Annotated in this window: 16 protein-coding genes; 8 read left to right on the top strand and 8 right to left on the bottom strand. The window is 67.2% G+C overall.

Annotation, left to right across the window (positions count from 1 at the left end; translation table 11 throughout):
- Positions 1 to 62 precede the first annotated feature (62 nt).
- From SLNSH_RS17430 to asnB, 3 genes are read left to right on the top strand one after another with little or no spacing between them, the layout of a single operon-like run.
- Entirely contained in the window at positions 63 to 1091 is a 1029-nt protein-coding gene (locus SLNSH_RS17430) for a glycosyltransferase family 4 protein (protein WP_106338294.1), read from the top strand.
- Between the two features lie 5 nt (positions 1092 to 1096).
- On the top strand, positions 1097 to 2245 hold the full coding sequence (locus SLNSH_RS17435; RefSeq protein ID WP_106338295.1) for a glycosyltransferase: 1149 nt from the start codon (positions 1097 to 1099) through the stop codon (positions 2243 to 2245).
- A 53-nt stretch (positions 2246 to 2298) separates the two neighbouring features.
- Positions 2299 to 4278: an asparagine synthase (glutamine-hydrolyzing) gene (asnB, locus tag SLNSH_RS17440; protein ID WP_106338296.1), complete on the top strand. Its 1980-nt coding sequence runs from the start codon at positions 2299 to 2301 to the stop codon at positions 4276 to 4278.
- A 217-nt stretch (positions 4279 to 4495) separates the two neighbouring features.
- Here the strand turns inward: asnB and SLNSH_RS17445 are convergent, their stop codons facing one another.
- Entirely contained in the window at positions 4496 to 5980 is a 1485-nt protein-coding gene (locus SLNSH_RS17445) for a porin (protein ID WP_158266803.1), read from the bottom strand.
- A 499-nt stretch (positions 5981 to 6479) separates the two neighbouring features.
- Positions 6480 to 7271, bottom strand: coding sequence for a DUF2189 domain-containing protein (locus SLNSH_RS17450; RefSeq protein ID WP_106338298.1), 792 nt, complete (start codon positions 7269 to 7271; stop codon positions 6480 to 6482).
- A 240-nt stretch (positions 7272 to 7511) separates the two neighbouring features.
- Between SLNSH_RS17450 and SLNSH_RS17455 the strand changes: the two genes are divergently transcribed.
- From SLNSH_RS17455 to SLNSH_RS17465, 3 genes are all read left to right on the top strand, one after another.
- Positions 7512 to 7790 (top strand): hypothetical protein, encoded by a 279-nt coding sequence (locus SLNSH_RS17455; RefSeq protein WP_106338299.1) that lies wholly within the window; start codon positions 7512 to 7514, stop codon positions 7788 to 7790.
- A 121-nt stretch (positions 7791 to 7911) separates the two neighbouring features.
- Positions 7912 to 10098: a glycogen debranching protein GlgX gene (gene glgX / locus SLNSH_RS17460; protein ID WP_106338300.1), complete on the top strand. Its 2187-nt coding sequence runs from the start codon at positions 7912 to 7914 to the stop codon at positions 10096 to 10098.
- 213 nt (positions 10099 to 10311) lie between these two features.
- A complete protein-coding gene (locus SLNSH_RS17465) occupies positions 10312 to 10656 on the top strand; it encodes a cupin domain-containing protein (protein ID WP_106338301.1) in 345 nt (114 codons plus the stop codon).
- A 48-nt stretch (positions 10657 to 10704) separates the two neighbouring features.
- On the opposite strand, the gene SLNSH_RS24945 is transcribed toward SLNSH_RS17465, so the two are convergent.
- The 5 genes from SLNSH_RS24945 to SLNSH_RS17485 all read right to left on the bottom strand — a co-directional run bounded on the left by SLNSH_RS24945 (position 10705) and on the right by SLNSH_RS17485 (position 14546).
- A complete protein-coding gene (locus SLNSH_RS24945) occupies positions 10705 to 10860 on the bottom strand; it encodes a hypothetical protein (protein WP_158266804.1) in 156 nt (51 codons plus the stop codon).
- A 9-nt stretch (positions 10861 to 10869) separates the two neighbouring features.
- Positions 10870 to 11808 (bottom strand): ring-cleaving dioxygenase, encoded by a 939-nt coding sequence (locus SLNSH_RS17470; protein WP_106338302.1) that lies wholly within the window; start codon positions 11806 to 11808, stop codon positions 10870 to 10872.
- A 136-nt stretch (positions 11809 to 11944) separates the two neighbouring features.
- A complete protein-coding gene (locus SLNSH_RS17475; RefSeq protein WP_106338303.1) occupies positions 11945 to 12670 on the bottom strand; it encodes a PIG-L deacetylase family protein in 726 nt (241 codons plus the stop codon).
- 29 nt (positions 12671 to 12699) lie between these two features.
- Entirely contained in the window at positions 12700 to 13524 is an 825-nt protein-coding gene (locus SLNSH_RS17480; RefSeq protein ID WP_106338304.1) for an NAD(P)-dependent oxidoreductase, read from the bottom strand.
- Between the two features lie 59 nt (positions 13525 to 13583).
- Positions 13584 to 14546 (bottom strand): LysR family transcriptional regulator, encoded by a 963-nt coding sequence (locus SLNSH_RS17485; RefSeq protein ID WP_158266805.1) that lies wholly within the window; start codon positions 14544 to 14546, stop codon positions 13584 to 13586.
- 125 nt (positions 14547 to 14671) lie between these two features.
- Between SLNSH_RS17485 and SLNSH_RS17490 the strand changes: the two genes are divergently transcribed.
- Together SLNSH_RS17490 and SLNSH_RS17495 are read left to right on the top strand one after the other, a co-directional pair.
- The gene (locus SLNSH_RS17490; protein WP_106338306.1) at positions 14672 to 15628 is read left to right on the top strand and encodes a catechol 2,3-dioxygenase; all 957 of its coding nucleotides are present in this window, start codon (positions 14672 to 14674) and stop codon (positions 15626 to 15628) included.
- A gap of 99 nt (positions 15629 to 15727) precedes the next feature.
- Entirely contained in the window at positions 15728 to 16987 is a 1260-nt protein-coding gene (locus tag SLNSH_RS17495; RefSeq protein ID WP_342587868.1) for a multidrug effflux MFS transporter, read from the top strand.
- A 241-nt stretch (positions 16988 to 17228) separates the two neighbouring features.
- Here SLNSH_RS17495 and SLNSH_RS17500 read toward each other — a convergent pair whose 3' ends face one another.
- A complete protein-coding gene (locus tag SLNSH_RS17500; protein WP_196240273.1) occupies positions 17229 to 17699 on the bottom strand; it encodes a Ros/MucR family transcriptional regulator in 471 nt (156 codons plus the stop codon).
- Positions 17700 to 17896 lie beyond the last annotated feature (197 nt).

Genomic DNA, 17896 nt, shown 5'->3' on the forward strand with positions numbered 1-17896 from the left:
AATCGGGGTCGAATATCCTTCAAGTAAGACCGCGGTTTATACCTGATCAGACCGAGATTGAGATGAGGATCCTGCTTCCCACGCTCTACGACACGGTGGGAGGCTCGACAAAGGTGCTCCTCGCCGCCGCGGGCGCTCTGGCGACCAAGCACGAGGTAATCGTTCGCGCCCCCCTTGCCGAGGCGAGCTCCCGGCACGGCCTCGCTTTTCCCGCTAGCGTATCCGGCGCTGCGGCGAAGGCGGCGGCGGCTCCGATTCTGGCTCGCGCCGCGTTTCAGGAAGCCAGTTGGCTATCGGGACGCCGCCCGGATCTCATCCACGTTCACGATGAGATCGCGCTCTATGTCTATGGCCTGTTGGCCAAGCGCTTCAGGATCCCGGTGATCTGGCATGTCCACATGCGCGAGGGCTCTGGCCTGACGCGCTATGTCCGTGAGGCCCTAGCTTCGGCCAAGATCTTCATTTCCGAGTTTTCGGTCCAGCCGGAGCAGACTCTCCCGCACACCGTCATCCGCAACCCGGTCCAAATCCCGGTGCTTCGCGCTATCCCACGCGACGATGGAGCCCTGCGCCTCGCCGTTGTGGGGTCGCTTTCCCGGCGGAAGAACCAAGCTCTCGCGATTGATACGGCCCGGGTGCTGCGGGATTCTGGCCTGTCAGTCAGGCTCACCCTTTATGGCGAGCAGGTCGAAGCGGCCTACGCCGGCGCCCTGCGCAGGCTGATTGACGAGACCGGGCTCGGTGACATGGTTCGGCTCGCAGGGCATAAGCAGGTCGGGGAGGCCCTGGCTGAGACGGATGTGCTGCTGGCGCCCTCGCGCTATGAAAACCAGCCCCTGGCCGTGTTGGAAGCGCTTGGTGCCGGCATACCGGTCGTAGCCTCTGACATTCCCGCCCATCGCGAAATCAGCAGCATCCTTAACACGAAAGCTCTCGCCGTCGCGGGGCCAGGTCCTGAGGTCTTCGCCAGCCGAGTGCGCTCGATCCGCGCTGACCCGGGCAGCCCTGACTTGATCGCAAGGGTTTTCGGACAGCAGCGGTTCGCGCGGGAGCTTCTCGCGTTCGTGGACCAACTCGATCGCAAGCGCTAACTCGTATGAAGCAACGCCCCCTTATCCAGCACGTCATTTCCAGCCTGCATGTAGGCGGCGCAGAGCGCATGCTGGTGAAGCTTTGTGGCGCCACGCGCGAGCGCTTCCGCCATCACATCGTGACGCTCATTGCAGGGGGCGCCCTGGCCGATGACGCCCGCGCCGCCGGCGCAAAAGTGGAAGAATTGGGGGGCACACGCTCCTGGCGGACACTCTCTACCCTCTCTGACCTGAAGAGCAGCGTGGTTCGCGCAAGATCCTCGGTCGTCCTAAGCTGGATGTACCACGCCAACATACTTTCAACCTTGGCGCTCGCGGGCATGCGGGAGCGTCCTCCCCTGCTATGGAATATCCGGCATACGCCGTCGCGGCTGAGGGATGAAACCCTGCTCACCGGAGCCGCGCTCTTGGCGGGCATTCCACTGCAGCGATCGGCCGCGCGCATCATCTACAACGCAGAGCGGTCGGCGGAGTGGCACGAGCGGATCGGCTTTGACGCGTCTCGGCGGGTGTTCATTCCTAACGGCTTCGACCTGCATCTCTTTCAGCCGGACGCGCAGGCACGTGTCCGGTTCCGAGCCGAGCACGGGATACCCCCTGACGCCCCACTGCTCGGGCGCGTGGCGCGTTCGCATCCCATGAAGGATGACGCTACTCTGTTGGCCGCCTTCGCTCGCGTCAGGCAGGCTTATCCGGAAGCCCGTCTCGTCCTGGTCGGCCAGGGGATGGACACCGAGAACGAGGAGTTGACCGCCGCGGCTGCCATGGCAGGCGTCGCGGACGCCATACTCCTGCTCGGACGGCGTGCCGATGTCCATCGCATTACGCCAGCCTTCGATGTCGCGCTCTCCAGTTCATCTCGTGGAGAGGCCTTCCCCAACGTCGTGGGCGAAGCGATGGCCTGTGGCGTGCCCATGGTGACCACTGATGTGGGCGACGCCGCCGCCATCCTGGACGACCCGGAACGCGTTGCTCCGCCCGGGAACGCGGAGCTGCTGGCCGTCGCGGTGGCGCGGCTGCTTGACGCAGGACCGGAGGCCCGAGCCCGGATCGGCAAGAGGGACCGCGACCTTGCCTCCATTCGCTATTCCTTGGAGGCCGTCGCTGAGCGCTATATGGCACTCTGGAACGAAGTCGTCCTTGCCCCCCATTGACTTGGACCAGCCCTACCCTTTGCCTGGCCTGGTTCATCATCTAGAAGTCAGGAATGTGCGGGATTGCAGGATTTGCGGGCGCGCCCATCGGCGGCAGGGAAGCTGAGCGGATCGCCAGTTCAATGGCGCGATGCCTTGCCCATCGCGGGCCTGACGCACAGGGCGTGCGCGCGGAGGAGGACGGCGCGGTGGCGTTCGGCCACCGGCGCTTGGCTATCGTTGACCTCAGCGAGGCCGGCCTGCAGCCCATGGCGTCGGCGGATGGCCGCTGGCTCATCTGCTACAATGGCGAGATCTACAATCATTCGATGCTGCGAGCCCAACTTCTTGCGGCTGGCCTGGTCTTTCGGGGGCATTCCGATACTGAAGTGATACTGGAGTGGATTGCCCGGCGCGGGCTCTCCGACCTGTTGAATTGTGCGGAGGGCATGTTCGCCTTTGCGCTTTGGGACAGGCGGGAACGGCGACTTCATCTCGTGCGGGACCCGATGGGCGTGAAGCCACTCTACTGGAACTTCCAGACGGGTCGACTTGCGTTCGCCTCAGAACTGAAAGCTTTCCGGGAATTGCCCGGCTTCGCGCCAGAGGTCGATCCGGACGCGGTCGCGCTCTTGATGCGCTTCGGCAACGTGCCGAGCCCGCGATCTATCTTGCGCGGCGTGCGAAAATTGCCGCCTGGCGCGGCGTTGTCCTGGAGCCCCGGCCAGGAGCCTTCCGTTCAGTCGTACTGGTCCGTCGAGAAAGCCGCCCGGGCGGCCGCAACAACCCCGCTTGAGGAAAAGGGCGCCGCGCTCGTCGACCGCATCGAAGCGGAACTGGTCCGGAGCGTGTCCCAGGAGATGGTGGCTGACGTCCCGATCGGTTGCTTCCTGTCAGGTGGGGTCGATTCGACACTCGTGACCGCGTTGATGCGTCGCCTGGCGGGTGGGCCCATCCACACCTTCAATGTGGCTTTTGAGGAGGCCGGCTATGACGAGTCGCCCCACGCGGCCGCCATTGCTGCGCATCTCGGCGTCGTACATCATCAGGTCAAGCTTGGCCCGGCGGAGGCTGCCACCATCATTCATCGCCTGCCGGCGATGTTCGACGAGCCAATCTCCGACATGGCCCAGTTGCCCACATACTTGGTCTCGCACCTGGCTCGCAAAACCGTGACGGTGGCGCTTTCCGGCGATGGCGGGGACGAGCTTTTTGGCGGCTATGACCGCTACGCCCAGGCCGCCCTCATGGCGGACAGATTGCTCCGGCTTCCCAGAGCGGCTCGCGCCCCGGCGGCCGAGCTGATCGACGCCACCCCGTCAACGGTCCTCAACGGAATCGCCGCCCTCCTTTCGCCCGGGCTTGCGCCAGGACGGGGCGCCACGCGCGCATCCCGTCTATCGCAGGCGCTCCGGGCGCGCTCGCGGCTGGACGTCTACCGGAGCCTGGTCGAGCTCTGGCCCGAGAGCCGGTCGCCGGCGCTCGCACAACCAGCCCTGCCAGAGGCTTGGCTTGCCCTGCCAATCGCTCAGCGCGATCCTGAGCTGGCTTTCCAGATCGCGGACTGCCGCACGCTGCTCCCCGACACCCTGCTTGCCAAGATGGACCGGGCCAGCATGGCGGCAAGCCTCGAGGTTCGGGTGCCGCTCCTCAACCACAGGCTGGCTGAACTTGCCTTCCGCTTGGGACCAGAGTCGAAGCGGCGGGGCAGGACAGGCAAGTGGATATTGCGCCACATCCTGGATCGCTACGTGCCGAACGAACTGGTGAATCGGCCCAAGCAGGGCTTTGGCGTTCCCATGGCTCACTGGCTACGAGGCCCACTCCGGGACTGGGCGGAGGACTTGCTAGCGCCGGCCAGTCTGGCGACCAGCGGTCTCGTCCGTCCGGAGCCCGTTCGGCAGGCGTGGGCCGATCATCTCTCGAAGCGCGTTGACGCCAGCCATCCGCTCTGGGCGGTTCTGGTGCTGATGGATTGGCGCAAGTCGTGGTCGGCGGCCACCGTCGCGCCCCCATATGCGCCGGCTGGGGCTGAGAAAGTCGGCGCGCCCTAACCTCCCGGCCGGGACGCCCGACGAGTCCTACTGGACGATCCCACACGACAGTGGGCGAACTCAAGCGCGCGCACTGTTCGATCCACGCGGGCCATTTTCATCGCACGCATGGGCGGCGCTCTGCACACCTAAACCCATTCTGCGTTGAGGGCCGGACGTCCACAAAAAAAGACCCCGGCGCAAGCGCCGGGGTCCCAGACCCGTCCGTGAGGACGGATCAGAAGTCGCGCTGGATCTTCAGGCGGGTGTTCCAGATCGAGTCGTTGCGGACCGAGAGACCCGTGGGGTCGGTCGCAATGAACGACTGGCTGAGGCCGCCGTTGACATTGGCGTGGATGTAGTTCACCTCCGCGCCGATATCGAGGTCCTTGATCGGCGACCAGGTCACGTTCGTGCCAAGCGTCCAGTAGGTCAGGTCGCGGGCGCGGTTCGTGTAGGTCGGGCCGCCAGCGAAGCCACCGGAGATCGTCGCCGCGGTGGGCGTGTCGCTCTTGATGTACGACGCCAGGAACGCCTGACGGATGGTCGGGGTCCAGTAGTGCAGCATGGCGGCCGTCAGACCCCACACCGTCGGCTGCGACAGGTTGTAGCCATTGATCACGCCAGCGCCGTCGACCGAAGTCGGAACCAGGTAGGCGTCCGGAATGAGGGCACCAGCGCCGCCGAAGTTCCAGTTGCCGGGCTTACCCGTTCCGAAGGGGTTCGACAAGATGTAGGACGGCGCGCCCTTGGTGTAGGTGCCCTGCAGGTAGAGGGCGTCACCAGGCGAGAGCATCGGCAGGTTGATCTTCGCGCCGAGGTTCGCAGCCCAGCCGTACTTGGCGTCCGGCGAGTTGCCGTTGTTCAGGCCAATCGCGGGGAGACCGGGGCCAGCATAGTAAGCTCCGACGCGATCCTGATGGAGCGCGCCCGACAGCTGCACCGAGCCCCAACCGGAGTCGTAGCGCAGGTTGGCGACCACGTCCGGCATGCCCTCACCCGTGTAGGCATAGCTCGCCGTGTTACCCGCGATCGCAGGCACGACGCCGCCGACTGCCGCCACGCCCGGGCCAAACGGACCGGAGAAGCCCGAACGACGCTCAACCGAGTCTTCCATCGACAGCGTGGCGCTGAAGCCCGAGCCGAAAGTCGCGGTGTAAGCGAGGAGGTTGTTGACGAGAGCCGAACCGGCGGTCGTGCCGACGTACTCGAGATCGCCCGAGTAGAAGTCGTAGAACGACTGCGTGCGACCAGCGGTGATGCCGCCGAACTGCACGAAGGCGCGGTTCAGGTCGACCGTGGTCTGCGCCTGGCCGGCGTAGTCAACGCTGGTGCCGGTGAAGGCGATGCCCGTGCGCTGCTGCGAGCCGGAGTAGATCTGGCCGATACGGCGACGGACGTCGACGCGGACGTAAGCGCGGACCAGGCCGTACTCGGTCGCCGTGCGGGCGTCCATGTAAATGCGGCCCGTGGTGCGCGAGCCGGTCGTGGCGTCGTTGCGAGCGAACGGCGTGCCGTACTGGAACTCGTAGGCGGCGCGGCCGCCGACGCGGATGCAGGTGTCGGTGCCGGGGATGTAGAAGAAGCCAGCACCCATGGTCGAGCAAACGCGAACGTACTCGACCGGAGCCGCCTTCTTCGACGGCAGATCGGCGGCTTGCGCGCCGGACACGGTGGCGATGCCCGCCGCCGTGGCCATCAGCAGCCTCGTCTTGATGTTCATTTTCAGCTCCTTAAGGCATCCACCCCGCGCGCGCCGCCGCCGGTTTCGTCCGACTGGCGATGCCCCGCAAAGCGGAGGTCTCGATTTTGTTGGCCAGCATTTGGCAGGCGTTTTACCAGCCGAGCGCCGCTCCAGGTTCGTGCTCGGAGAGGAAGCCCCCCCCCCTCGGTCGAGCGAGTCGGAAAGTACCACAACCGATGGTTGCAACAATTGGGAAAGCCGGCGCGAGCCGCCTACAACCACAGATTGAACACTCTTGTTGCAAATTTGCATCGACGCCTAATGGCTCGCTGCGCGGCTCCCCCGGCCTGTGGACAAGCTGTGAATTCGCCCCAAAAGCCGCCGCGTTGGGCCGCTGACCATCAGTGTCGCAAGCTTGCGCTGCAATTTTCGCGCGGCCGTATGCTTGCGGTTTACTTCTGCAATTCTGTGCGCGAGCGCTAGCCTCGGCCCTTCGCGATTACGGCGCTCGCGCGGCGATGGGCGCCGCCTTGCCTGTTTAGACCACCACGCGCCGATAAAGCCGCCATGACGCATGCGCCAGGACGGGAATCACCACTGCGAGGCCGAAGAACAGCGGCACGAACCCGATCACCAGCATGGCGGCCACGAACGCCGCCCAGACCGCCATGACGCCCGGATTCGCCGCGCAGGCGCGCAGCGAGGTCGAGATCGCGACCGCCGGGCCGACGCCGCGGTCCAGCATGAGCGGGAACGACACCACGCTGATGGCGAAGGCGGTGGCGGCGAACGTGAATCCGATGAGGTTGCCCAGGATGGCCAGCGTCCATCCCTCGCGGGTGGAAACGATGTCATGCAGGAACGCGCTAACGGACACCGGCCCGCGCGGGCCGAACAGCCACTCGTAAAGGCCCTGCGAAATGCCGATCCAGGCCAGGAACATCAGCGTGAGGAGCGCGCCGAGCGCCAGGATGCCGGGGAAGCCCGGCGCATGCACGACCTCCAGCGCGTGGCGCCAGCGGGTGTCCATGCCGAGCTCGCGACGGCGGCTCAGTTCATAAAGGCCTACGCCGGCCACCGGCCCCAGCAGGGCGAAGCCGGAGATCAGCGGAAAGACGAGCGGAAGGGCGTCGTAGCCCATTGCGACGCGGCCCAGGATCAGGCCGACGATGGGATAGATCGCGCCGATGAACAGGACATGCGTGGGCATGGCCCAGAAGTCCTCGAGTCCCTCGGCGAGGGCCCGCTTCAGGTCAGCCGTCCGAATCCGCCGCACCGCCGGCATCGCCTGGACCGCGCCGTAGTGCGACAGGACATGCAAATTCGCCATGGCCGTACCTCCCGTGAGTGGAGCCACGGCGGCCGATCGGCGCGATGGTCGCCAGTCGTTCCCGCCGCAACCATGGCGGGAAGTTTAGGCCCATCCGACAAGCCTGTCGCGTCCGCGATTCGGCTTGGGCGATCACACTGCGTTCACCATGTCGCTGGATTCCGCCGCACCTTGAAGGACGCGTCAAGGTTGTGCCGCCAGGATGGGGCGGGGAAGAATTCCGATCAGGAGAGCACCGCCATGAAGGCTCGTCTTGGCGCCGCTTGCGCCGCAGCGCTCATCGTCACCGCTGGAACATGCCAGGCCGGTGACCTGTTCAACGGCCGGGTGCCGGTGTCGGGCCCGTTCGAGCCGCTCGTCGTGGCCGAAACGGCGCCGGCGGTCTACCCCGACTACACGCGTCGCGCTCCCTTGCGTCCCGTGGCGGTGATCAACCGCGCGGGCGTGCTCTACAACCAGCCCTTCCCGGTCTACCCGGCGGCGGTCGCCTACCCGGCCATCATTTCCGCTCGCTACTGACGCTGCACAGGGCGTCGTGAAACAAGCCCGCCTTTCACGACAAACTGAGGCCTGACCGTGGAGCTTCTTGCCTCGTGGCGCGTTGAGCCGGCAATCCCGCTCTCCCGCATCCGAGGCCTTCATGAACATTCAGTCGGGGAATCCGCCCGCGGCGAAGCCCACGCCAGCCCCGCAGGTCCTCAAAAAGGCGCGGGTGCGGGAGGGGCAGCCTTTCCCTTTGGGAGCCACCTGGGACGGGCTGGGGGTGAACTTCGCCCTGTTCTCCGCCAACGCCACGAAGGTCGAGATCTGCCTCTTCGACATCAGCGGCGAGAAGGAGCTGGAACGGGTCGAGCTGCCGGAATACACCGACGAAGTCTGGCACGGCTATCTGCCAGACGCGCGGCCCGGCACCGTCTACGCCTACCGGGTGCACGGGCCCTATGAGCCCACGGCCGGCCACCGCTTCAACCCGAACAAGCTGCTGCTGGACCCCTACGCCAAGCAGATCGACGGGCAGTTGACCTGGAATCCCGCCCTGTTCGGCTACACGCTGGACCACGCGGACAAGGACCTCTCCTTCGACGAGCGCGACAGCGCGCCCTTCATGCCGAGGTGCCGGGTGATCGACCCCGCCTTCACCTGGGGCCAGGAGCGGCGCCCAGCCGCGCCCTGGGACCGGGCGATCGTCTACGAGGCGCACCTGCGCGGCTTCACCATGCGCCACCCGGCCGTGCCGGAGGACCTGCGGGGCACCTTCTCGGGCATGATGCAGCACGAAGTGATCGAGTATGTCCGCAGCCTGGGCGTGACCGCCATCGAGCTCCTGCCGGTGCACGCCTTCGTGGATGACAGCTACCTGATGGACAAAGGCTTGCGGAACTACTGGGGCTACAACTCCATCGGCTTCTTCGCCCCGCAGCCGCGCTACCTGGCGACGCCCTTCGTCAACGAGATCAAGGAGATGGTCTCGCATTTCCACGAGGCGGGGATCGAGGTCATCCTCGACGTGGTCTACAACCACACGGCCGAGGGCAACGAGCTCGGCCCGACGCTGTCGTTCAAGGGCATCGACAACGCCTCGTACTACCGGCTCGCGCCGGACAAGCGCTACTACATCAACGACACGGGCACCGGAAACACGGTGAACCTCAGCAATTCCCGCGTGCTCCAGATGGTGACGGACAGCCTCCGCTACTGGGCGGAGGAGATGCACATCGACGGCTTCCGCTTCGACCTCGCCACGATCCTGGGGCGCGAGCCGCACGGATTCGAGGAGGACGGGCGCTTCCTCGACGCCTGCCGGCAGGACCCGACGCTCGCCAAGGTGAAGCTGATCGCCGAGCCGTGGGACTGCGGGCCCGGCGGGTACCAGGTGGGACGTTTCTCCCCGGGATGGGCGGAGTGGAACGATCGCTATCGCGACACGGTCCGCGCCTACTGGAAGGGCGACGAGGGCAAGCTGCCCGAGCTCGCGGCGCGCATCACGGGCTCCGCCGATTTCTTCAACAAGCGCGGCCGCAAGCCCTGGGCCTCGGTGAACTTCATCACCGCCCACGACGGGTTCACGCTCAACGACCTCGTCTCGTACAACGAGAAGCACAACGAGGCGAACGGCGAGAACAACCGGGACGGCCACTCGGACAACCTGTCCTGGAACCACGGCGCCGAGGGGCCCACGGATGACCGCGAGATCCGGGAGTTGCGCTTCCGGCAAATGCGCAACTTCCTGGCTACGCTTATGTTCTCCCAGGGCACGCCCATGCTGCTGGCCGGGGACGAGTTCGCCCGGACCCAGGGCGGCAACAACAACGCCTATTGCCAGGACAACGAGATCTCCTGGATCGACTGGGACGGCATTTCGGACGAGGGCAAGCAGCTCACCGAGTTCGTCCGGCACATCATCGCCATCCGCCAGTCGCAACCCATGCTGCGGCGTGGCCGCTTCCTCAGCGGCGCCTATAACGCCGAGATGGACATCAAGGAGGTCACCTGGCTGACGCCGACCGGCGAGGAGATGACGCCGGAACACTGGAACGACGGCAACGCCCGCTGCTTCGGGGTGGTGCTGGACGGTCGGGCGCAGCCCTCCGGCATCCGTCGGCGCGGAAGCGACCGGACCTTGATGCTCATCCTCAACGCCCACCACGACGTGGTGGAGTTCGTGCTACCCGAGGTCGCCGGCGGGCGCGACTGGCGGCGACTCGTGGACACGAACCTCCCGGACGTCGAGGAGGAAGAGGAGCGCCTGCCGCTGGGCCACGCCTACGAGGTGACAGGCCGATCTCTGCTGCTCCTGGAACTGCGGCCGGCCAAGAGGAAGGCGTGAGACGCGGCAAGCCGTTGGGGGGCTCTTCAGGGCGTCAACGGCTTGCCCGCCGTCACAGCAGCCATTCAGGGGGCCAGCGAGCAGAGCCCGCCCGCCTCCCTGAATGGCTTCGTCGCTGCTCTCCTCGCAAGGACGAAAAACCCGGCTCAGCTTGCGCTAAGCAGAGGGCGGAGCCACTCTGGCGGGCCTTCGCTTTCAGAGGACCTTCCTTGCATGACTTTCAAATGCGTCACCCCGGCCGTTCCCACCGTTCAGCAGGATGACGACAACGTGCGCATCACGCGATGGGATTTCGTCCCCGGCGCCACGACGGGCTGGCATACGCATGGCTGGCCTTATTTCGTGATCATGCTGACGGATGGCGTGCTCCACGCCCACTCCGGCGAGACCGTGATCGAGACGCGGCTCCAGGCCGGGCAGGCCTACAATCGGCCCGCGGGCGTGCAGCACGACGTGATGAATGGCGGCTCCGAGCCGCTGGCTTTTGTCGAGATCGAGGTGAAACGGCCGGAGGCGCTGGAGTTTTCGAAGCCTGAGCCCACACCGTCGAGGCCTTAACCCCTGCCCCTCTCCCGCTATTGCGGGAGAGGGATTCGCGAGCGCTCCTCACCGCGCCAGCAGGCCCAGCCATTCGAGCGCGAGCACGATGGCGACGAGCGCGAGGCCGGCTGCTGCGCCCACCGCAACGGTGCGCATGCCCATGCCGCGTCCCACGAGCGCGAGGGCCCCGAGGGCCATGGCCACGCCGAACAGCTTGTCCATGGCTGGCCTCTAGAGCGGCTTGAGGCCGGCTTCGATCTGGGCGCGCCGGGGCTCCAGGAAGGGCGGCAGGGCGAGGCGCTCCCCAAGCGTCTCCTTGGGCTCATCAGTCGCGAAGCCCGGGCCGTCCGTCGCGATCTCGAACAGGATGCCGTTGGGCTCCCGGAAGTACAGGCTCTGGAAATAGAACCGGTCCACCGGGCCGCTCGAGGGAACCCGCATTTCGCGTAGGCGCTCAGCCCAGGCCTGGTACTGCTCGGCGTCCGGCGTGCGGAAGGCCACGTGATGGACCGAGCCGGCGCCCTGCTGGGCGATGGGCAGGTCAGGCTCCACGGCGACGTGCAGCTCGGCGGCGGGGCCGCCCTCCCCCATCTCGAAGACGTGCACCGGCCGGCCCGCGTGCTCGTAACTGCGCGCGTGGCGCATCTCCATCACGTGCTCGAGCACCACCTGGGTGGGCTCCAGGTTGGGCACGCTCAGGGTGATCGGGCCGAGCCCGCGGATCTGGCGTTCCGCCGGGACAGGGCTGCGGTCCCAGGCGTGAGCCGGACCGGCTCCGCCGTCATCCACGAGCGCGAGGCGCTGCCCCTCCGGGTCTTCGAACTCCAGCGTGAGGCGGTCATCCAGCGTCTGGATTTCGCCCTGCCTGACGCCGTGCTGGTCCAGCCGATCAGCCCACCAGCGCAGCGTGTCCTCGCCCGCCACGCGCAGCGCGGTGCGCACGATGCTGTGCGTGCCGCGGCGCTCGGGGCCGACCGGCCAATCGAAGAAGGTCAGGTCCGTACCGGGGGAGGCCTCGGCGTCGGCGTAGAACAGGTGGTAGGCGCTGACGTCGTCCTGGTTCACGGTCTTCTTCACGAGCCGCATGCCGAGCACGCGGGTGTAGAAGTCGTGGTTGCCCTTGGCGTCGGCCGTGACGGCTGTGAGGTGGTGAATGCCGGTGAGCTGCATGGCGGGGTCCTCTCCGGGCGCGGACGGGGGCCGCGCGTCGTTGAGGCCAAGATAAGCGCTCCCGCGCAAGGAAACAGGGTCGCGGGTTTGCGTCGGCGCAAGCGGGCGCCTGCGGGGAGCGGAAGCGGCTTCAGCCCTAGCCCAACTCCTGCACCACGTCCGGGAACAGGCGCTGGTAGGCCTCGCCGTACGTCATGGGCCGGCCCGAGTTGCGGCCGCCCTGGACGCCGCGGTTGAGGGCGACGCGCGTGTAGTACTCCCAGAGGTGCTTCTGGGCCGCGAGCACCTCGAAGGCCTTGCGCTTCGTTTCCCAGACCTCGGTGATGTTGAGGATGACGTTCGGCTGGAACCCGCACTGCTCCGGCTGGTGCGGCTCGAAGCAGAACACCGGCGGGGCCGCATAGGCGCGGTTCGGGTCCGGCTTGTGGCCCGCCGCCTGGGCGACGATGCGGGCCTCCTGGGCGAGGTGAGCCGCCGCCGGGTGGTCGAAGTTGTAGGGGTCCGCCAGCGCGTGGGTGAGCACGAAGGAGGGCTTCCACTCGCGGTAGATGTCCACCGTGCGGTCGAGTATCTCTTCCGTGACGCGCAGCGGATAGTCGCCGGCGTCGAAGAACTCGATCTCGGCGCCCAGGATCGCGGCGGCCCGCTCGGCCTCTTCGCGGCGCTGCGCCTTCACGTCTTCCAGGCGGACTCCCGCCGTCTTCCACGCGAACTGGCTTTCGCCGCGCTCGCCGTAGGAGAGGCAGACGATCTTCATCCTGTAGCCCCTGGCGGCATGCAGGGCGATCGCGCCGCCGGCGCGCCAGACGAAATCGCCCGGATGGGCGGTGATGACCAGGCCGGTCTTGGACGTGTCAGGCATTGCGGGTCTCCGGAAAATGCCGCCCTGGCTCAGCGTTTGGCGCCGCGCTCCTGGGCGTCGGCGATGGCCAGGCTCAGCCCCGGCTGCAGGCCCGCGCTGGCCAGCATCTCGGCGGCCTCGCGCATCTCGGCGGCGCGCCGAACCCCGTGCTGGGCGACGCGCCCGGCCATCAGCTCGGCCAGGCGGGCGAAATCGATGGACGGGAAGGAGGCGCTCAGGCTGGCGAACACGTCGTCCTGCACGCCGAAATGCCGGGCCGCCGTGGCGCAATCAATCATCAGGGCCTCGAGCCCCTTGATCACGATGCTGCGGCAGAGCTTCGTTGCGGAGGCGCGGCCGATCTCGTGAGCCACAGGCGTGAGATTCATGCCGAGCCCGTTCAGGGCTTCGGCGAGTTCAGCGGCCCGCGAGCCGCCGGCCAGGATGGAGACGCGCAGCCCCGCTTCGGAGACTGGCGCCATCACGGCGCCTTCCACATAGTCGCCCCGGCCCTCGGTCACGGCCGCGGCGGCGCGCTGCTTGGTGGAGGGCGCGGCGGAGTTGATGTCGAAGAAGATGGAATGGCTGGCGAGGTGGGGCGCGGCGGCCTGGGCGGCGGCTTCGGCCGAGGAGGCCGTGACCGCCGAGATCACGATCTCGGCGTCCGCAACCGCGTCCGCCGTGCTGGCGCAGCGGCGCACTTCCGCCCGGAGCATGCGCGCCGCCATGCCGTCGCGCGCAGCGGGATCATCCAGCTTGATGTCGTAGGCCGCGATGGAGACACGGCCGGTGGCCCTGAGGCCCCGGGCGAAGAGGTCGCCGACCTCCCCGAACCCGATGAACGCGATCCTGATGAGCCCGTCCCGTGCCGGCATGCGCGCCTCTCCTGCCTGGGCGCAAACTGGAAGAAGCCGCCGGTGAGCTCAAATGATGCTTACGCGTCCATTGATGCATCCGCCGCACGAATGCGGGCCGGGCGCTTCCGCGTGCGGCCGCCCTCCCCCGCCTCCTGGCGCATGCGGCGCTCGATGAGCGCCCGCAGGGCCGCCGCGGCGGGCGAGAGCGGCTGGCCCCGCCGCGACACGATGCCGAGCGTGCGGCTCACGCCGGGGTTGCGCAGGGTCACGGTGGCGATGCCGGGCGTGTCGGCGGCGCTGACAGCGAGCCGCGGCACGATCGCGAGCGCCACGCCCGCCGCCACCAGGCTCACGGCGCTCGCCAGGTGCTGGACCTCGTAGCGCCACGTCATCTGCTCGCGCCGCGGGCCCAGCGCATCGTCGATCAGGGCGCGGTTACCCGTCTGGGCGCTGATGCGCACGAGCGGCGCGCCTTCCAGGTCCGACCACGCGACCACGTCGTTCCGGGCGAGCGGGTGGTCCTTCGGGCAGGCGAGCACGAAGGGCTCCTTGAAGAGGGGCTCGATCTCCAGGTCCCACCGGTTGGCGGACACGATGGAGAGCCCGAACTCCGCCTGGCCCGACTGGACCAGTTCGGCGATGGTTCCGGCAGAATTGTCGTGCACCCGCACCGAGACCTGAGGATGCTCCGCCGCGAAGTCCTTCAGCACGCGGGACAGGTAGTGCACCGCCAGGGTTGGGAGGCAGGCGATCTCGAGGCGCTCCTGCCGGGCCTTTCCCTGGCGGCGCAGGTCCTCGAACGAGGCCTGCAGGTCCTCGATGAGCCGCCGCGCCTTGGGCAGGAGCTCCACCCCCGCGGGCGTCAACGATACGGAGCGCGTGGTGCGGGCCAGCAGCTTCAGGCCGAGGTCGTCCTCCAGCTTCTTCAGCCGGTGGCTCAGCGCCGTCTGCGACAGGTTGAGATGCGCCGCCGCACGGTTGAAGCTGCCCCGGTCGCCGATGCTGACGAAGGCTTCGAGCCCCAGATAATCGATGCGCATGGACGCCTCCTTGGCGCCCATTGTTGCGCCGTTCTCATCAATCTCCGCAAACTTCCGATTTGATTCAAGGCTGGACCGGAGGCCATCTGCCCGACACAGCCGCCAGAAGCGCCCGAGGGAACGCCATGCCCGCCGCGACCGAGCCCTGCCGCGACCTCGCCCACCTGGGCCATGTCGAGATGTACACGCCGAAGCCGGAGGAGAGCCTGCGGTTCTTCGTGGACATCCTCGGCCTCACGGAGAGCGGCCGCGAGGGCGACAGCGTCTACCTGCGCGGCTGGGACGACTACGAGTTTCACACGCTGAAGCTCACCGCCTGCACCACCTCGGGCGTCGGCCACGTGGCGTTCCGCACGGTGAGCGAGCAGGCGCTCGAGCGCCGGGTGGCCGAGCTCGAGTCCATGGGCCGCGGCCTCGGCTGGACCGATGGCGACCTCGGCCATGGCCGGAGCTTCCGGGCCCGCAGCCCGGACGGACACGTCTTCGAGCTCTATTACGACACCCGCTGGTACGAGGCGCCGGACCACCTGAAGCCGGCCCTCAAGAACCAGGCGATGCGCTACCCCGCCCGCGGCTGCAACGCGCGGCGCCTGGACCACCTGAACCTGCTGGTCGCTGACGTCTCAGCCACGCGCGAGTTCCTGGCTCAGGGATTCGGCATGCGCGTCACGGAGCAGATCATCCTGGACAGCGGCGTGGAGGCCGGGGCCTGGATGACCTGCACCAACAAGACCTACGACATCGCCTTCACCCGGGACAACACGGGCTCTTCCGGGCGCTTCCACCACATCACCTATGCGGTGGACTCCCGCGAAGACATCCTGCGCGCCGCCGACATCTTCCTGGAGAACGGAGTCTTCATCGAGACCGGCCCGCACAAGCACGCCGTGCAGCAGACCTTCTTCCTTTACGTCTGGGAGCCTGGAGGCAACCGGGTCGAACTCGCCAACGCAGGCGCCCGATTGATGCTCGCGCCCGACTGGACGCCGATCGTCTGGACGGAGGCCGAGCGCAAGAAGGGCCAGGCCTGGGGACTGCAGACCGTGCCCTCGTTCCACACCCACGGCACCCCGCCGGTGTGATCCGCGCAGCCCCGCCCCCCGTCGCCCGGGGTTCGCAGCGCGGGGCGATGGGCGTACAAGGGCGGCTCGCCGTCCCTCCCCCGTGCGCCGAGATCCATCGTGAAACCCGTTCAGAACCTGTCGGGAAGCCCCCATCCCGGCATGGGCTTCAAGGAATTCGTGGCCCTGGTGGCCGCCATGATGGCGACCAACGCCCTGGCGGTCGACTCCATGCTGCCGGCGCTGCCTTCGATCGGCGAGAGCCTGGCCATCGATACCGCAAACCAGCGGCAGTGGATCGTCACCGCCTACCTGCTCGGCTTCGGGGTCGCGCAGCTCGTTTACGGCACCTTCGGCGACCGCTATGGCCGCAAGCCGGTGCTGCTGTTCGGCTTCGCCGTCTATGTGCTGGCCGCCGCGGCCTGCGCCTTCGCGCCGACATTCGGGGTGATGCTGGCGGCCCGCGTCGTCCAGGGCGTCGGCGCCGCGGCGACGCGGGTGCTCTCCGTATCAGTCGTGCGCGACTGCTACGCCGGGCGGCAAATGGCGCGCGTGATGTCGCTCGCCTTCCTGGTCTTCCTGGGGGTGCCGATCATCGCGCCATCTGTCGGCCAGGTCATCGTCTGGTTCGCCCCGTGGCGGTGGATTTTCGGCGTGCTCGGGCTTTTCGGCGTGGCCATCGGGATCTGGACGGCCTTGCGGCTGCCGGAGACCCTGCGCCCTGAGAACCGCCTCCCGATCTCCGTCGCCGGCGTGACCGGGGCGCTCCGGGTGATCGTGACGAGCCGGACCGCGATGGGCTACTTCGCGGCGATGACCTTCGTGCTGGGAGGCCTGTTCGGCTTCATCAACTCGGCCCAGCAGGTCTTCGCGGACGCCTTCCATGCGCCGCACCTGTTCACGACCATCTTCGCGCTGGTGGCGGTGTTCATCGCCATCGCGTCGCTGGTGAATGCCCGCATCGTGGGCCGCCTCGGCAGCCGGCGCGTCTCGCACGCCGCCCTGCTGGGCTATATCGCCTTCACGACGATCCACGCCGCCGTGGCGCTCAGCGGTTACGAGACGATCTGGACCTTCGCGGTCCTGCAGTCTGGCACGATGTTCTGCTTCGGCATGGTCGGCCCCAATTTCGGGGCCATGGCGATGGAGCCGCTCGGGCACGTCGCCGGAACGGCCTCCTCCGTGCAGGGCTTCATCACCACGATAGGCGGCGCCCTGATCGGCTTCTATATCGGCCAGCACTTCGACGGGACCGTCGCGCCGATCACCATCGGCTTCTCCGCCTGCGGATGCGCGGCGCTCGTCTGCGTGCTGTGGGCAGAAGGCGGGCGGCTGTTCAAGGCGCGGGCTGAAAAGGGATCCCGCACCTCTTCATCCTGACGACGGGAGAAAGCTTTGCTCGGCCGTCCTTGCGAGGAGCCAGCGACGAAGCAATCCAGAAGATTAGCCAAAGCCGGCTGGATTGCTTCGCTGCGCTCGCAATGACGGGTGAACTGGAGAGGCCTCGCGCGCACCGGAATGCCTCGCCCACGCGCCCGAACTTCTGCTGCCCGGATATGACGATCCGGGAGCTCTCCCATGGCCAGGCGGCCGGCGCTTGGCGCGCCGGCGCGGCGGTCGATCAGGCCTCGGCCTTGGCGCGGCGGCCCTTGCGGGCGGGAGCCTTCTCCTCTTCCGGCTTCCGCCGGTCGAGACCCAGGCCCATGTTGCGCGCCAGCGCTGAACGCGCCGCGGCGTAGTTCGGGGCGACCATCGGATAGTCCTTCGGCAGGCCCCACTTGGCCCGATACTCGGCCGGGGTCATGCCGTACTTGGTCATGAGATGGCGCTTCAGCGACTTGAACGCCTTGCCGTCCTCGAGGCAAATGATCGCGTCCGGCGTGATCGACTTCTTGACCGGAACGGCCGGCTTCAGCTCAACCGGCGCTTCCTCGACCTTGCCTGTCGACACGTTCTGGATCGCCGTATTGACCGAGTTGATCAGGTTGGCGATCTCGCCCGCGGGCAGCGTGTTGTTCGACAAGTAGGCCGAAACGATGTCGGCGACCAAGTCGAGCCTGTTATTGGTGTCGTCGGACACTGTGCTCTCCATTGTTGAGAGCGCTCATATAGGACGACTTCAAGTAGATGAACAGAGCCAACATGCTAGTGATCGTCTAAAAGCGTGCAAAATTTCGCGCCCTCGTACGAACCCTTATGACGAGGGAAGGCATTCGCAGCAAGCATGAAGGGCGCCCCTGAGTTAACGAAAGAGGAGTGACGGGTCGAGCACGGCTCGATAACAAGCCG

It is taken from the genome of Alsobacter soli (genome assembly GCF_003004785.1).
Lineage (GTDB): Bacteria > Pseudomonadota > Alphaproteobacteria > Rhizobiales > Beijerinckiaceae > Alsobacter > Alsobacter soli.

What these genes read in the sequence shown, in the direction of transcription:
- SLNSH_RS17475 (WP_106338303.1), bottom strand. Translation starts at nt 12,670, where the DNA reads ATGCCTGACACGTCCAAGACCGGCCTGGTCATCACCGCCCATCCGGGC.
- SLNSH_RS17470 (WP_106338302.1), bottom strand. Translation starts at nt 11,808, where the DNA reads ATGCAGCTCACCGGCATTCACCACCTCACAGCCGTCACGGCCGACGCC.
- SLNSH_RS17490 (WP_106338306.1), top strand. Translation starts at nt 14,672, where the DNA reads ATGCCCGCCGCGACCGAGCCCTGCCGCGACCTCGCCCACCTGGGCCAT.
- SLNSH_RS24945 (WP_158266804.1), bottom strand. Translation starts at nt 10,860, where the DNA reads ATGGACAAGCTGTTCGGCGTGGCCATGGCCCTCGGGGCCCTCGCGCTC.
- asnB (WP_106338296.1), top strand. Translation starts at nt 2,299, where the DNA reads ATGTGCGGGATTGCAGGATTTGCGGGCGCGCCCATCGGCGGCAGGGAA.
- SLNSH_RS17465 (WP_106338301.1), top strand. Translation starts at nt 10,312, where the DNA reads ATGACTTTCAAATGCGTCACCCCGGCCGTTCCCACCGTTCAGCAGGAT.
- SLNSH_RS17435 (WP_106338295.1), top strand. Translation starts at nt 1,097, where the DNA reads ATGAAGCAACGCCCCCTTATCCAGCACGTCATTTCCAGCCTGCATGTA.
- SLNSH_RS17500 (WP_196240273.1), bottom strand. Translation starts at nt 17,699, where the DNA reads ATGGAGAGCACAGTGTCCGACGACACCAATAACAGGCTCGACTTGGTC.
- SLNSH_RS17450 (WP_106338298.1), bottom strand. Translation starts at nt 7,271, where the DNA reads ATGGCGAATTTGCATGTCCTGTCGCACTACGGCGCGGTCCAGGCGATG.
- SLNSH_RS17455 (WP_106338299.1), top strand. Translation starts at nt 7,512, where the DNA reads ATGAAGGCTCGTCTTGGCGCCGCTTGCGCCGCAGCGCTCATCGTCACC.
- SLNSH_RS17430 (WP_106338294.1), top strand. Translation starts at nt 63, where the DNA reads ATGAGGATCCTGCTTCCCACGCTCTACGACACGGTGGGAGGCTCGACA.
- SLNSH_RS17485 (WP_158266805.1), bottom strand. Translation starts at nt 14,546, where the DNA reads ATGCGCATCGATTATCTGGGGCTCGAAGCCTTCGTCAGCATCGGCGAC.
- glgX (WP_106338300.1), top strand. Translation starts at nt 7,912, where the DNA reads ATGAACATTCAGTCGGGGAATCCGCCCGCGGCGAAGCCCACGCCAGCC.
- SLNSH_RS17480 (WP_106338304.1), bottom strand. Translation starts at nt 13,524, where the DNA reads ATGCCGGCACGGGACGGGCTCATCAGGATCGCGTTCATCGGGTTCGGG.
- SLNSH_RS17445 (WP_158266803.1), bottom strand. Translation starts at nt 5,980, where the DNA reads ATGAACATCAAGACGAGGCTGCTGATGGCCACGGCGGCGGGCATCGCC.